This window comes from Streptomyces sp. NPDC058257 (genome assembly GCF_042881845.1).
Lineage (GTDB): Bacteria > Actinomycetota > Actinomycetes > Streptomycetales > Streptomycetaceae > Streptomyces.
The window spans coordinates 23,044-36,615 of record NZ_JBHVXJ010000009.1; the positions used below are offsets into that span (position 1 = coordinate 23,044).

General features: G+C 69.8%; 15 protein-coding genes. 6 read left to right on the plus strand and 9 right to left on the minus strand.

What is annotated here, in order from left to right:
• Nucleotides 1–11 precede the first annotated feature (11 nt).
• Nucleotides 12–776: an NAD(P)-binding domain-containing protein gene (locus tag ACFVXC_RS21920; RefSeq protein ID WP_389907537.1), complete on the minus strand. Its 765-nt coding sequence runs from the start codon at nucleotides 774–776 to the stop codon at nucleotides 12–14.
• A gap of 293 nt (nucleotides 777–1,069) precedes the next feature.
• The gene (locus ACFVXC_RS21925; RefSeq protein ID WP_389907539.1) at nucleotides 1,070–2,032 is read right to left on the minus strand and encodes an alpha/beta hydrolase; all 963 of its coding nucleotides are present in this window, start codon (nucleotides 2,030–2,032) and stop codon (nucleotides 1,070–1,072) included.
• 85 nt (nucleotides 2,033–2,117) lie between these two features.
• On the opposite strand from ACFVXC_RS21925, the gene ACFVXC_RS21930 reads away from it, so the two are divergent.
• A complete protein-coding gene (locus tag ACFVXC_RS21930) occupies nucleotides 2,118–2,693 on the plus strand; it encodes a TetR/AcrR family transcriptional regulator (protein WP_389907541.1) in 576 nt (191 codons plus the stop codon).
• A gap of 641 nt (nucleotides 2,694–3,334) precedes the next feature.
• On the opposite strand, the gene ACFVXC_RS21935 is transcribed toward ACFVXC_RS21930, so the two are convergent.
• Nucleotides 3,335–3,946 carry a dihydrofolate reductase family protein gene (locus tag ACFVXC_RS21935; RefSeq protein ID WP_389907543.1) on the minus strand — a complete coding sequence of 204 codons (612 nt, stop codon included), beginning with the start codon at nucleotides 3,944–3,946 and terminating at the stop codon, nucleotides 3,335–3,337.
• Between the two features lie 303 nt (nucleotides 3,947–4,249).
• Between ACFVXC_RS21935 and ACFVXC_RS21940 the strand changes: the two genes are divergently transcribed.
• The gene (locus ACFVXC_RS21940; RefSeq protein WP_389907545.1) at nucleotides 4,250–5,401 is read left to right on the plus strand and encodes a hypothetical protein; all 1,152 of its coding nucleotides are present in this window, start codon (nucleotides 4,250–4,252) and stop codon (nucleotides 5,399–5,401) included.
• 80 nt (nucleotides 5,402–5,481) lie between these two features.
• Here the strand turns inward: ACFVXC_RS21940 and ACFVXC_RS21945 are convergent, their stop codons facing one another.
• Nucleotides 5,482–6,108: a TetR/AcrR family transcriptional regulator gene (locus tag ACFVXC_RS21945; RefSeq protein ID WP_389907547.1), complete on the minus strand. Its 627-nt coding sequence runs from the start codon at nucleotides 6,106–6,108 to the stop codon at nucleotides 5,482–5,484.
• Nucleotides 6,109–6,245: 137 nt separating this feature from the next.
• Between ACFVXC_RS21945 and ACFVXC_RS21950 the strand changes: the two genes are divergently transcribed.
• The 4 genes from ACFVXC_RS21950 (at nucleotide 6,246) to ACFVXC_RS21965 (ending at nucleotide 10,550) form a co-directional block, all read left to right on the plus strand.
• Nucleotides 6,246–7,703, plus strand: a complete 1,458-nt coding sequence (locus tag ACFVXC_RS21950; RefSeq protein ID WP_389907549.1) for an amidase — start codon at nucleotides 6,246–6,248, stop codon at nucleotides 7,701–7,703.
• Nucleotides 7,704–7,887: 184 nt separating this feature from the next.
• Nucleotides 7,888–8,295: a RidA family protein gene (locus ACFVXC_RS21955; RefSeq protein WP_389907551.1), complete on the plus strand. Its 408-nt coding sequence runs from the start codon at nucleotides 7,888–7,890 to the stop codon at nucleotides 8,293–8,295.
• A gap of 173 nt (nucleotides 8,296–8,468) precedes the next feature.
• A complete protein-coding gene (locus tag ACFVXC_RS21960; RefSeq protein ID WP_389907553.1) occupies nucleotides 8,469–9,926 on the plus strand; it encodes an FG-GAP repeat domain-containing protein in 1,458 nt (485 codons plus the stop codon).
• A gap of 36 nt (nucleotides 9,927–9,962) precedes the next feature.
• On the plus strand, nucleotides 9,963–10,550 hold the full coding sequence (locus ACFVXC_RS21965) for a hypothetical protein (protein ID WP_389907555.1): 588 nt from the start codon (nucleotides 9,963–9,965) through the stop codon (nucleotides 10,548–10,550).
• Between the two features lie 120 nt (nucleotides 10,551–10,670).
• Here ACFVXC_RS21965 and ACFVXC_RS21970 read toward each other — a convergent pair whose 3' ends face one another.
• The 5 genes from ACFVXC_RS21970 to ACFVXC_RS21990 all read right to left on the minus strand — a co-directional run bounded on the left by ACFVXC_RS21970 (nucleotide 10,671) and on the right by ACFVXC_RS21990 (nucleotide 13,430).
• On the minus strand, nucleotides 10,671–11,330 hold the full coding sequence (locus ACFVXC_RS21970) for a dienelactone hydrolase family protein (RefSeq protein WP_389907557.1): 660 nt from the start codon (nucleotides 11,328–11,330) through the stop codon (nucleotides 10,671–10,673).
• 65 nt (nucleotides 11,331–11,395) lie between these two features.
• Nucleotides 11,396–12,220 carry a cytochrome c oxidase assembly protein gene (locus ACFVXC_RS21975; RefSeq protein WP_389907559.1) on the minus strand — a complete coding sequence of 275 codons (825 nt, stop codon included), beginning with the start codon at nucleotides 12,218–12,220 and terminating at the stop codon, nucleotides 11,396–11,398.
• Nucleotides 12,217–12,639 carry a DUF2243 domain-containing protein gene (locus ACFVXC_RS21980; protein ID WP_389907561.1) on the minus strand — a complete coding sequence of 141 codons (423 nt, stop codon included), beginning with the start codon at nucleotides 12,637–12,639 and terminating at the stop codon, nucleotides 12,217–12,219. Before ACFVXC_RS21980 ends, ACFVXC_RS21975 begins: the two co-directional genes overlap by 4 nt.
• Before the next feature lie 174 nt (nucleotides 12,640–12,813).
• Nucleotides 12,814–13,191, minus strand: a complete 378-nt coding sequence (locus ACFVXC_RS21985; RefSeq protein WP_389907563.1) for a toxin Doc — start codon at nucleotides 13,189–13,191, stop codon at nucleotides 12,814–12,816.
• Nucleotides 13,191–13,430, minus strand: a complete 240-nt coding sequence (locus tag ACFVXC_RS21990) for a hypothetical protein (RefSeq protein WP_389907565.1) — start codon at nucleotides 13,428–13,430, stop codon at nucleotides 13,191–13,193. The genes ACFVXC_RS21985 and ACFVXC_RS21990 overlap by 1 nt, the downstream gene beginning before the upstream one ends.
• Nucleotides 13,431–13,572 lie beyond the last annotated feature (142 nt).

A 13,572-nucleotide genomic window follows, 5' to 3' on the forward strand; every position in this document is an offset into this window, starting at 1 on the left:
CGGCCGACTGTCTACAGATCGGCGAGGAGGCCGTCGAGAGCCTTGTTGAGGGCCTCGGAGTTGGCCGGTCCGAACCACGTGGTGCGGATGCGTTCGTTGTTTCCGTTCGGGGTCTCGTGGTTGGCGGCGAGTTGGTGCAGCGAGCGGGTCTCGTCGCTCAATGCGCGGCCGACAGCCTGGAAGAGGCTGCGAACGTAACTGTCCGCGTCGGCGGGGGCCACGCCGTGGCCGATGGCCCACGACGTGAGCGTGGCAAGGTACGAGTAGTGCGTGGTCAGCGTCCCCGTCAGCGCGGAAAAGACGTTGAAGGCCGCCTCGTCCGCCACTGGCTGGGCCCCGCCGAGACGTTCGAAGAGGGCGTCCACCACCGGGTGGGAGGGGAACGTCACCGTGACGGAGCGGCGTTCACGTACGGAGGGAAGCGGGATGGCCCGCACCAACGCCGCTTCGGTGGCGAGCAGTTGGCGCAGGTCGTCGTTGGCGACACCTGCCATCACGTTGACCACTGTCTTGTCGTCGGCCACCCTCAGGCCGGCCAGCGCTTCGTGCCGGTCCGGTGCGCGTACGGCGATGATCACCACCTCGGAGCGGTCCACCACCTCCTGATTGTCGGCGCACACCTGTACGCCCTCGTGGCGCGAGGACAGTCCGGCGGCCGAGCGGGCTCCCCGGGGCGAGAGGAACACCTCTGGCGACTCGCCGCCGCCCCCGTCGCACAGCCCCGTCACGATGGCCCTGCCGATCTCGCCCACTCCGATGACACCGATGCGCTGCACTGCGTCTCCTCCATGATTTGTGCCGGTCGCGGTCGATTCCACAGCAGTGTCACCGCTGTGAGGGCCAGTAGGCGCTGCGAGGTCCAGTAGGCAGGGTGTCGTCCCGTCCCGGCCCATCCCGGCGTCGGCGGACGGCCGGTGTCGCGTCGTCCAGAGCCAGGCGGTGCCGCGGTGACGCCGGGCGCTCCGATGACGGACAATCCCGCGGTCAACCCTTCGTGACGCGTCGTCCGCTCATGGCGCCTCTTCGCCATCGGAGTGCTTGGCCTTCGAGTCGCGAGTTGCGCGTCGGGTCACTCGGTGAGGGAGGCCCGGAGGAACTCCAGGATCTCCGCCCGCGCGGGCTCGGCCTGCTGTTCCATGCCCGGCACGCTGAGGAACGCGTGTCCCGCTCCCGGGTATTCGGAGAGCCGCGCTTGTGTCCCGGCTGCTTGCAGTTGTTCGGCGTAGCGGCGGCCGTGATCGGCTATCGGGTCGCATGTCGGCACCACTACGAGTGCCGGTGCCAGCCCGTTCAGATTGTCGGCGTACAGCGGCGAGAGCGTGCGAGGGTCGGTCTCCGGTGCGACGGCGAGCCGCTGGAACAGTCGCAGCTGCGGCACGGCGAGGGTCGGGGTGCGGGCGTACTCGGTGACCGAGGCGTGGTCGAGCATCGTCTCGGTCACGTCTACAGCGGGGTTGACCAGTACCTGTGCCCGGAGGCGCAGGCCGGCCTCCCTGGCGCGGATGGCGGCCAGGGCATTGATCAACCCGCCGCAGCTCTCACCGAACACGGCGGTCCGCACCGGGTCGATGCCCCACTGCGCGGCATGCCGCACCACGTGCTGGAGCACGTCCCAGCCGTCGTCGACGGCCGCCGACAGCGGAGTCTCCTGGTCGAGGAGGCGGTGTTCGACCGAGACGACGACCGCGGGCAGTTGAGCGGCCAGGTGACTGTTCACCCAGTCGCTCTGCACCGCCGTGCCCGCGAACCCCCCTCCGTGGATGTGCAGCACGAGGGGCAGGCCGGCGTGGTCGGCGCCCCGGCCGTCGAGTCCGGGTGACGGCCGGTACACCCGGACCGGGAGCTCACGGTCGGGCAGCGCCACCTTCCGCCACTCGATCGCGGCGCCGGGATCCGGATCCCCGAGGATCGCCCGCGCCGCGGTGGACGCCCGGAAGCGGTTCTCCGCGTCGCGGTAGGTGCGCAGCTCTTCGAGCGTTATCGCCGACCAGTTCGGCTCCGGCGGCCGCTCCATAGCAGTGACCTCACTCATGGCTTCTCCTTGGTCCAGTTGCCCAGATAGTTTCGCGACCTCAAGTATCGATACTCAAGGTAGCGGAAACAGGTATCGTAGGGATATGGCTTCGACCACATCCGCCAGACCGCCCGGTCGTCCGCGAGCCGGCGTCAACACCAAGGTCTTCACCGCCACGTTGAGCACGGTCGACGATCTCGGCTACGCACGCGCGACCGTCGAGCGCATCGCTGCCGCGGCCGGCGTCGCGAAGTCGACGGTCTATCGGCGCTGGCCCTCGAAGGGGGCGCTGATCGTGGACTGCCTCCTGGACGCGTTCGGCCCGGCGCCGTTGACGGGCACCAGCCGAGCGGAACTCATGTCGTCAACGATCCGCTGGGTCGCGGCGACGATCGCCGAGCCCGGGGTGGGCGACGCGTTCGCCGGCGTGTTCAGCGACGCGGTGAGCGACCCGGCCCTGCGCGAGATCCTGTCCTCGCGGTTGCAGGACCCGTACCGGCTCGCGCTCCAGGACGCGCTCGGAGAGCCGGAGCACCGGGTTCTGTTCTTCATAGACGTCGTGGTCGGCGTTTTGCTCCACCGGATGGGCATGACCGGCGAGCCGATGGTCGATGCCGACGTCGACGCACTGGTCGAGATGGTCCTGCCGCAGTTCGCCGACGGTCCCAACGAGGCGTAGTTCCGGATCAGGCCATGGTTGCCCGCGCCTGCAGTGCCGACATGGGTGGTCGGGGCGGGGCAGGAGCGTCGGCAGGGCGCGGCCGTGCGGCTGGTGCGGGGTGCCGGTCGAGCGGACAGGCCATTGGCGCGGGCGTCGTCACCGTCGCCGGAGCCATCGTCGTAAGGCGAGCGTGTTGTCCTGGGTGTGGGATCTTCTCGACAGGCTGACGGGCTGACGGGCTGACGGGCTGACGGGCTGACGGGCTGGCGGGGAGGCAGTACAGCCAGCCCGCCTCGATGCACTGGGACGGCACGTCCTGGAAGGCGGTGGACACTCCGCAGGCCCGGTTCAAGGAGCCGATCCCACCGGAGCCAAGCGCCGGTCTCGGCAAGGTCTTCGCGCTCGAAAGCGGCGAGGTGCGCGCGTACGGCCCCAACTCCTTCAACCACGGCGAGGTCGAGGACGAACCCGCGGACGAGTTCATCCGGCTGCGCTGGGACGGCTCGAAGTGGGTCGAGCAGGAGGGCGCGCCCGGCGGATGCGCCCTGCGGACCCCGGTGGATCAGGACGACAAGGGCCTCTTCCTCGACGGCAACTGGTACCTGACCGACGACGGCCGGTGCGTGAAGATCAAACGCCACCGCCGGTCGGCATCCCGCCTACGCGCCGCCCCCGTACGTCCCATACTCCGGACGCCCCGTCGACTCGTAGACCTGGATGGCCAGTCCGCCCGGTGTCGTCTCGTTGCTCAGGAGCCGCAGGCCGACGGGTGCTCCGCCGTCCGGAAGCAGCCGACGGCCCTCGCCGACGATCACGGGGGCGATCGCGAGGCGCAGTTCGTCGATCAGGCCGGCCGCCAGCAGGGACTGGGCCAGTCGGCCGCTGCCGTGGATCTGCACCTCTCGGCCGGGTTGCCGCTTCAGCTCGGCGACCTGTGCGGGGATGTCGCCGGACAGGATCGTGGTCGGGTCCCACTCGGCCGTGGTCAGGCTGTGGGACGCCACGTACTTGGGCAGGCCGTTCAAGATCTCGGCGGACGGGTGCTCGGTCATCTTCGGCCAGTCCCGCGCGAAGTTCAGATACGTACGGCGTCCGAACAGGAACGCGTCGGCCCGGCCGAGCCAGGTACCGGCCAGCCGTTCGAACTCCTCGTCCAGGTGAGGCACGAACCAGCCGCCCCGGGTGAATCCGTCACTGGTGTCCTCGTCCGGCGCGCCCGGGCCTTGGTAGACGCCGTCCAGTGACAGGAACTCCTGCAGTACCAACCTCATCGCGCACCACTCTCCTGGCCGGGGGACGTGTTCGTCCCACCCTGTCTTCAGACAGTCTTCAGACATCGTGTCGGACGAAAACTCATCGGTCCGTGCGCCGCCGGTCGTGCGCCGCCGATTCGGCGTTACCGGCGTCCGGAAGGCGAGACCGGCCCGTTTGGCCTGTGATGGTGGTGTAGGAGTGACTTGCTGCTTCTGCATGCTTTCCGTCCAGCAATGGTGGAACCGTGGGCGGGGTACCGCTTCCATTGCCAGGTCCACGGTCCATACTGGTCGGGCCCTGACCACTCACAGAACGACTTTATGGCCAAGAAAAGCACCTCACCGACCACCGTCCCCGACACCGCGTGGCTGGGGCGCGGGCGCCACCTCGGGCCCGAGCCCGAACAGGACGTCCGACGCAACCTGATCGCCCTCAAGGCGGCCGGGGTGCTCGACGACTTCCTGGACCTCGATCCCGTCGAGGCGGCCCGCTCCACCGTCCTGCACCCGCGGGACGAGTCCGCCGCCCCCGGTCCGTCGGCCCGCCGCCTCTTCGAGGCCCGCTGGCGCGTGGCCGACGACGTCACGGTGCGCGCGCAGCTGACGCTGTACGACGCCGAGGCCCGCCGCAAGGAGAGCGAAGGTGTCACCTGGGTCCTCGCCGCCGAGGCGGAGCGGGCGTGGGACGCGCGCTGGGCTTCTCCCGCCCTCATGTTCTGGCCCGACAGTGACCGGGTCCCCTGGGACCACGACACGGTGCCGGGCGTGCGCCTGCGGACGACGAACTACCTGCCGAAGGCCGACGACGAGCTGCGCCACCGGCTGCGGGACGTCACCCGGCAGAGCTGGTTCATCCATATCGTGGTGCACGAGGCGATGACGCCGGACGCGATAGGCCAGAAGCCGATCTCGAGCTTCCTGCCGCCGAGCCTGAGGCACAGGGTGGTCGAGCACCGGGGCACGCCGGAGCAGGCGCAGATCGCCGACTTCGCGATGAAGCGGGAGCTGAGCGTGCGGATGCCGCGCGGCGGCGGTGTCATCCTGCCCACGGCGCCGCAGAGTCCGGATTACGACGTGGAGCGCTCCACGGTTCGCAGTGTCTTCCTGGACGGCTCCGAACCGACCGAATTCCTCGACAGGATCAAGGAGTTCGCCGCGCTGCCACGGCCGCTGCCGACGGAGGCCGAGCGGGCCCTGACACAGCTGCGCCAGGGCTGGCACCTGCTGACGCCGGACGAGGAGCTGACCCACGCCCAGTCCATGGTCACCAGATACGCCGAGGCTCTCGAGGCCATGACGAACTCCCGCGATCTGTACCAGCAGGCGGCCGAGGCGGCACAGGCCGCGCTGGCCGAGGTGACCGGTGGTGACGGTGTGCCCAGGCCGGGCACGGCGGGGGCGGCCAAGGCGGAGGGTTCGCCGCTGAGCGCCTTCACCAAGGCGTTCGGTCGCTTCCGGGACCCGAACAAGTAGGGCGGCCGACGTCCTGCCTCCCTTGGCGAGACGTCGGCGTCCGGTCTCCCCGACCTGCCGGACTCCACGAACCTGTGCGGTCAGTCCGTCGTCGCCCGGGACGGGGTGAGGTCGGCGCGGTGCTGATCGACGATCCCCTCGACGATCTTCAGTAGCCGATCACCCACCTGATCGATGCTCCCGTTGTGCGTGCTGACCTGTGCGCCTTCGAGTACGAAGGTGATCCCGGCCGCGGCCTGCTCGGGGTCCGCAAGACCGGCCGCGGTGCACATGCCGACCAGCCTGCGGGTCTGGAGCGCCTTGTGCGCCTCGATCACCTGCCGTGCCGGGTGGGAACGGTCGGGCAGCTCGGCGATGGAGTTGATGAACGGGCACCCCCGGTGCGAGACCGCGGGCAGTCCCTCGGCGATGAAGCGGGCCAGGCCCAGGATCTGCTCTCTGGGGCGGCCGGGGTACTCGGCCTCGACCCGGTCGAACGCCGCCTGATAATCGGCGGCGACGATGCGCAGCCACTCCGCGACGAGCGCGTCCTTGGTCTCGAAGTGCCGGTAGATCGCCATTTTGGTGGTCTCGGCCTTCTCGGCGATCGCCTGGACGCCCACCCGCCGGATCCCCTCGCTCTGAAAGAGCTCTTCCGCCGCGTCGAGAATGCGCTCACGAGGTGGCAGTTTCGCCACCCTGCTCGGCCTGCTTGCGGTCGATGTCATGTCTGCTCCGTGGCGTCCGGTTCGAATGTGGGTCTCTCACCACCTGCTACACCTGCTACGGTACCAGTCCGTCCCACGCGATACCGATCGGTATCGTCTGGGACTCAAAGGTATCTTTCCTTCCTTCGGGAGTGACAGTGAGAATTGCCGAATACGTGAGCTTCGACGCGGTCGGGCTCGCGGATCTTGTGGCCAGAGGCGAAGTGACCGCCGCCGAACTGGAAGCAGCCGCACGCGAGGCCGCGCAGGTGGTCAACCCGCGGATCAACGCCATCGTGGAGACATGGCCGGCCGATGATGAGCCCCGCCCCGGCAGTGCACCGCTGGCCGGTGTCCCTTTCCTGATCAAGGACATCGCGGTCGCCATGGCGGGGAAGCGGATGGAGCTGGGCAGCCGCCTCGCGGTCGGCAACGTCTCCGGCGCCGACTCTTCGCTCATGGTGCGTTTCCGTCGCGCCGGGCTCGTGACGTTCGGGCGTACGACGACACCGGAGATGGCCTACAGCAACACGACCGAACCGGTGCTGTACGGCGCGACCCGCAACCCGTGGGACCTGACACGCAGCGCGGGCGGATCCAGTGGAGGCGCGGGCGCGGCCGTCGCCGCCGGGGTGGTCCCGATCGCGCATGCCACCGACGCGGCGGGCTCGATCCGCATACCCGCCGCATACAACGGCCTGTTCGGGTTGAAGCCCACCCGCGGCCGGGTCTCCGTGGGCCCCTACTTCGACGAGGTCTTCAACGGCCTGGCCGTGCACGGCAGCGTCAGCCGCACGGTCCGCGACAGTGCGGCGCTGCTCGACCAGATCCGCGGCCCGGAACCGGGGGACCCCTACTTCGCCCAGGAGCCGTCCCGGTCGTATGCGGAGGAAGTCACCCGCCACCCGGGTTCGCTGCGGATCGGTGTCCTCACCCACGCGTGGGGCGGACACCGCACCACCGCACCGGTTGCCGACGCGGTCTCCCGCACCATGCGGCTACTCGAATCCCTCGGCCATCACGTGGAGGAGGTCACGGTCGATCTCGGAGCCGACTGGGAGGAGTTCGTGCTGGCCAACGCCCGCCAGTGGACGGCGAATCTCACGGCCTCGGTCGACGAACTGGCAGCCGCGTTCGGCCGGCCCGTCGACTCCTCGACCCTCGAGCCGCCCGTCCTTGCCGGCTACCACTACGGACAGCGGGTCAGCGGTGCTCAGTTCGTCGACGCGCTAGCGATCCGGAACCGGGTGGCTCGAAGCCTGGCACGGTACTTCGACGCTCACGACATGCTGCTCACCCCGACCTTGCCGGAGCTGCCCGTACCCCTGGGCACACACGCGGAGGGTGTGGAGACACTGGACGGTCTCGGCTGGCTCCGTCGCCTCTTCGACATCTCGCCGTTCACCGCGGTGTTCAACGTGTCGGGCACGCCCGCCATGTCCGTGCCGGTGACGGCCGACACCGAGACGGGGCTTCCGATCGGTATGCAGTTCGCCGCCGGATACGGGCTCGAAGACCGCCTCTTCCGCCTCGCCGGGCAACTCGAACAAGCACGCCCCTGGTCGGGCCGAACGCCTGCCGTGTGGGCAGGAAATCACCTGGACCGCCAGGAGTGAGCCCCTGAGCTCCTTGGTCACCCTACGGTGCCCCAGTCACCGCAAAGTGCGTTCTTCCACGTCAGCGGCCACTCTCCTAGGGTTTCCCAGTAACTCCCGGAGACCACGCGTGGCTTGGCCGGGTGGACGCGAGCCCGTGGGCTTTCAGGACGACGCGAGCTCTCATGACAAGGAGACAGGCAGCATGGCCATCACCCTGGTGAATCCCGACGGGTTGCCGAAAATCGATGCCTACCGGCAGGTGTCCATCGCGACGGGGTCGAAGCTGGTGTTCATCGCCGGGCAGGTCGCCTGGGACGCCGAGGGGGCCACGGTCGGCGAAGGCGACCTCGCCGCTCAGGTCGAGCAGTGCTACCTCAATGTCGCCACCGCCCTCGCGGGGGCCGGGGGTTCCTTCGACGACGTGGCGAAGCTGACCGTGTACGTCGTCGACTGGACCCCCGACAAGATGGCCCTCTTCGGAGAGGGAGCAGCCCGGGCGGCCGCGAAGCTGGGGGTCACTCCGGTACCGCCGGGCACGCTGGTGGGCGTGGCGGCATTGGACGTGCCCGACCATCTGGTGGAGATCGAGGCCACCGCGGTCATCGACTGAACAAGCGTCCTCCACCTGGAGACCTGGAGACCTGGAGACCTGGAGACTTAGAGACTTGGAGACTTAGGTACCTGAAGACCCCCCGAGCTTGTCGGCGGCCTCCCGTCCGCGTGGGCATAACGGAGTGATCTCGGGACTTGGAACCGGGCGAGCACATCAGATCTAGTTGCACCATGAAGTACGGGTCGGCAGGCGAACGTAGTAAGGGATTCCGGCGGCGAGGGGGCTTCGGCGTCCTCGCCGCCGTAGTGGTGATGGGCACCGCCACGGGCGCACGGAACCATGAGGTCCGCCCGCCGATCCCGGACAGCGCCTGTCACCCGTCGAAGGAGGCGCCCGCGGGCACGTCCGGCCCCACGGGCCGACTGGGTACACCTGCTCCCGACTTCGATGGCGATGGCCACCCCGATGCGGCACTCGACGTGCCGGCCGGCAACGGCGACGTCTACGAGACCGGCGAAGTCGCTCTGGTGCGGGGCTCGGCGCACGGCCTGCGGACCGCACAGCGGAAGGTGTTCACACCCAAGGACTTCCGGCTGCCCGAACACGACGGCATGACCGGCGGCCTGTCCGTGCCGACCGTCGCCGATCTGGACGGCGACGGCCACCCCGACCTCGTCGCGGGTGCCAGCGCCCATGTGCAGTGGGGCGGCCCCGGAGGACCGGACCCCGACAACCGGCCCGCCCGCGTCAGGCTGCCGCATGTCGGCGAAGGCCGGTCCGCGATCAACGGCAAGGGTGAGGGCTTCTATACGGACCCGCCGGTGGCCGGGGACTTCGACGGCGACGGGCACGCCGATCTGGCCACCTACTACACCGTTCAGGAGAAGCGGCGGCTGGTAGTGCTGCACGGCCCGTTCACGCGCACGGGAGAGCCCGCGCGGACCAGCGAGCGCGCCGACCCGGACCCGCGGGGGTTCGGTGCGGTGGTCGACCTTCAACTGATCGCGGCGGAGGTCACCGGTGACCGCGCCACCGACCTGATCGTCCACGAGTCGGGAGAGTCGGGCACGCCTCTGCTCCTCACCGGCGGCGCCGACACCGCGACCGGCCTCAGCAGGAAGCCTGAGCGGCTGCCGACGGGCGAGAACATCGCCGTCGGCGACTTCGACGGCGACCACCGGACCGACATGGCCGTCGGTGACAGCGGCGTTCCTTCCGACGAGGAACTGGAACCGGCCGACCGCAAGGGCAGGGTGACCATCCGCTACGGCAAGGCGCCGGAGGCTCCCGTCGTCATCGAGGGCGGCACCCGCAAGGGCGGCTTCGGCATCGGCCTGATCGCCGGAGACCTGAACGGTGACGGCTGCGACGACCTCGCCGTCCAACGCGCGGGCGACCGCGAGGGCGAGAGCGACAGGGTCGACATCCTGCGCGGCGGCTCCTCACCCGGCCTCGGCTCCAACCCGTGGCGTCACCTGCATCGCTCCCGCCACGTGCCCGACCCCAACCCCGTGAATCCACAGCACTGGTCGGGCCTGCCCATAGGCGCAGCCGATTTCGACGGCGACAAGCGCGACGAACTCGTCCTGTCCACCGCCTACCAGCCCGACCACGGCCGGGACTGGTGGATCACCGATGGTGCGGGAAAGAACGTGACATCCTTCGACGCCGCAGATCTGGCGCGCTAGGCCTTGGCCCACCGCGGCCGGGGAGGAGGGCTGTTGATGACATTCCGACTGCACATGAGGAAGGCGGCGCTTCGAACCCTCGCCGAGTTCCCCGAAGAGCTGACCTGCGAGATCTACGCGGTCACGTTCCGGATCGACAGCGTCGACCAGGACCCGAGGTTCCCCTACCTGGCGATCGGCTACAACACCGAGACCGAGGTGGCCCGGGTGCTCGCGCAGGAGAGCGGTTCGCAGCCGTGGGAGGCACGCTGGAACTACGCCTACTTCCCGCCGTCAGGGCTGGAAGGCGTCCGCGCCGTCGGCCACGATCCCGTACGCGATCCGGTCGGCACCGATCTGCACCGGCGGGAAGCGGTGGCCCAAGGCCTCTGGTACGAGGACGAGGACGGCCTCTCCGAGCAGGAGCAGGACGAGCGCGGCGAACAGCTGGCGGAACGGTTCCACGAGCTCTGCGTCGACCTGGCGCGCCAACTCCACACGGACGGCTGGCTCGTCAGCGCCCTCGGGCGGCCTCTGCCGGTGATCCTCTACGACATGTTCGACCCCGACGAGATGTTCGCCCTGACCCGCGCCGCCAACCCGCCCGAACTGGTCACGGAGTTCCTGAGCGAGGAGCCCACGTGACAGCGGCTCCAACCGAGCCCCTCACGCGGCGAATCCGGACGACGGCACTGACAGCGGGACCTCGTCCGTGGGCAGGCGCCCGGCCGCCGCCCCGCGGTGCGGGAGCGCTGGCCTGGGCGCTCAGTGCTGCACGTGACCCATGCCGGTGAACCACCGGGCCGACACGGCGGCGACCTCGTCCAGTGCTCCCGGGTCCTCGAAGAGATGCGTGGCCTCGGGGATCACGCGCAGACGGCTCAGGGCACGCAGCCGGTTGGCCGCTTCCCGGTTGAGCCGCAGTGCCGCGATGTCGCGCCCTCCCGCGAGCAGCAGGACCGGCGCGCACACCTGGCCGAGCACCTCGTCACCGGCCAGGTCGAGGCGGCCGTCGGGGCAGACGACCGTGTCCACGAGGCCGGGCCTGGCGGCCGCGGCGCCGAGCGCGGCCGCCGCTCCCGTGCTCGCGCCGAACAGGCCGAGCGGCAGATCGGCGGCGCGGGCGGCGAGCCAGTCCACGGACGCGATCATCCGGTGCGTCAGCAGGTCGATGTCGCAGCGGTCCCGGCCGTTCTCCCTGTCCGCTGCGGCTTCGTCGGCGGTGAGCAGGTCGATGAGCAGTGTCCCTAGGTCGGCGTCGTGCAGGACGTCGGCGACGGCATGACTGCGGGGGCTGTGCCGTGAACTGTCGCTGCCGTGGGCCAGGACCGCGACGCCGAACGCCGTGTCCGGCACGGTCAGTTCGCCGGTGAGTGAGGTGAGTGACCCCTCGCCGTCGGGCACGGTGATGGTTTCGAACAGCATGGGACCTCCGGATTCCGGGGACGGGCGCGCCGGGTACCCCGGGTGGCCCGCGCTACGCGGTGGTGTCATGGAGCGTGCTGACGGGGAGGCAGGAGAGTCTTCCCGCCCCACGGCCGACCTGGTGTCCCGGTGCCCGCGTCGGGGGCGCGCCGGGCCCGCCGTCCAAGGGCCCGGCCCCCGGCCGCGTACCACTGGTGCCCCAGCAGCACGGCCATGGCGATGCCGATCACATCCCCGCCGTAGTACATGACGTACGACGCGAGGTGCAGGTCGGCGGTGGTGCTGGAGGTGCCGGGCGGCCCCGTGGCGTACAGGGACTTGGCCAGAACGCCGTGCGCGGCCGACGCGGCAAGAAGGGCGCCGCCCCGCAGCGCGTACCCGGCACGGTGGCGCAGCGGGTCCAGGGCGAGGACGGCGAAGGCGAACAGCGCGCCGGAGGCCAGAAGATGCACGCTGATCAGTGTGTGCAGCCACGGCCGGTGGTGCCCGGCGGCAAGGAGCGGCGTGCGGTACACCGCCCACAGGCCCGCGATGTGCACGAGCGCGGCCAGCGGTGGCCAGACGAGCAGGGCCGCAGGCCGGGAACGTACACAGGAGAGAAGCCGCCGCCGTGGACCCACCGGCAGTGCGCGAAGCGCCAGCGTCACGGGTCGGCCGAGCACGAACAGGAGAGGGGCGATCATGCCCGTGCCGAGATGGGCGGCCATGTGCCCGGTGAACGGCGGCCACCCGCCCCACGGAGCGGCGAGCGAGGTGACGAGCACGGCGCCGCCCACGCAGAACGCCGCGTCACGCCGGTGCGGCCACCGATCGCCGCGCCGGCGCAGCCGCCGGGCCGCCATCACATAGCCGAGGCAGCCTGTGGCCAGGATCAGCACCACAGGCGTCATCGGCGGGCCCGCACGAAGAGGAGCGCGCCGGCGAGCAGGAACAGCACGGCGATCACGTTCCAGGTCCAGTCGTACGGTGCGAGATCCACGCCGTAGCGGATCTGGTGCAGCTCGAGCGCCTTGTGCTGGAACGTGCCGTCGTACAGCTGAAAGCCGCCGAGCCCCAGACACAGGCCCGACCACCAGGCGGTGAGCCGCCGGGCACCCCGGCGCCACAGATCCGCGTACAGGAACAGGCCCGCCACCATCGCCAGCCAGCCGAAAGCGTGGAAGATCCCGTCGGAGACCAGGCCGGCGTCGCTCGATGCCTTGTCGTAGAAGTGGTGCCAGTGCAGCAGCTGGTGGAACACCATCTCGTCGACGAACGCGGCAAGCCCTACGCCGACCAGCGCACCGGAGAGCAGGGACGGCCCCCTCACCGGCCCTGTCCCCGCGTCAGAGGGAAACGTCGCTGTTCAGGGGGGTGGAACGTCATCCGAGCCTCCTCGGCATCCAGCGGAAAGCGGGAGAGCGAGGCGCCGGGTACCCGCGAAGCGGAATGTCAGTCCGCGGCGTCGCGCGATTGCGCCACACGGCACACGGTGAAGGCTGGGTCAGACTTTCCAGGACCTGAGCTGGTCGGCGACGGAGTAGACATTGATGCGGCTGTCGCGGATCTTCCGGATGAGGTCGGAGAGCGCTCCGTAGGGCGGATCGATGCCCTCGCCGGACTGGTCCATGTACTGGGCGGCCACGAACGCCGCGTACAGGCTGTTGCGGTAGGGCAGTGGCTCCAGGCGCACGATGGTGTGCAGCAGGGCCGCTGCGCGCCAGGCGGCGTCAGGGTCGGCGGACTCCAGGGTCGGCAGCTTCGTCTTGTGACGTGCGACGGCGGCGACCAGCGCGGAGTAGTCCGAAACTGTCATGTCCTCGGGGGCGACGGCGAACTCCTGGACGTCCAGGAGCCAGGAGACGTCTACGTACAGAACCATCAGGCGGCCGCGGACCCCTCGTGACGCGCGGAGGGCGGAATCTCCTCGGGGTTGGCCGCGTCGAACTCGGCCCGTAGCCGGTCGGCCCACGAGGAGGCGCCCGCGACGAACTTCTGGCGCTCCATTTCACGGACCCCGAGGTCGTGCAGGTACTGCTTGAGGCTCTTGCCCTCGGCTGCCGCGGCCGCGCGGACACCCTTGAGCTCCTCGTCGGTGAAAGTCACGTTCAGAGACGGCATGCCTCAACGGTACCAACTAGGTACCTGATGGGGGAGTGCCTTCCGAGTGCCTTCCCGGTGTCGGCGGCGTATCGGTGGCTGTCGGTCCGGTGTCGCTGAGGTCCGGCACCTTTCAGGAGGTCCGAGTTCAAGTCCTCACCCG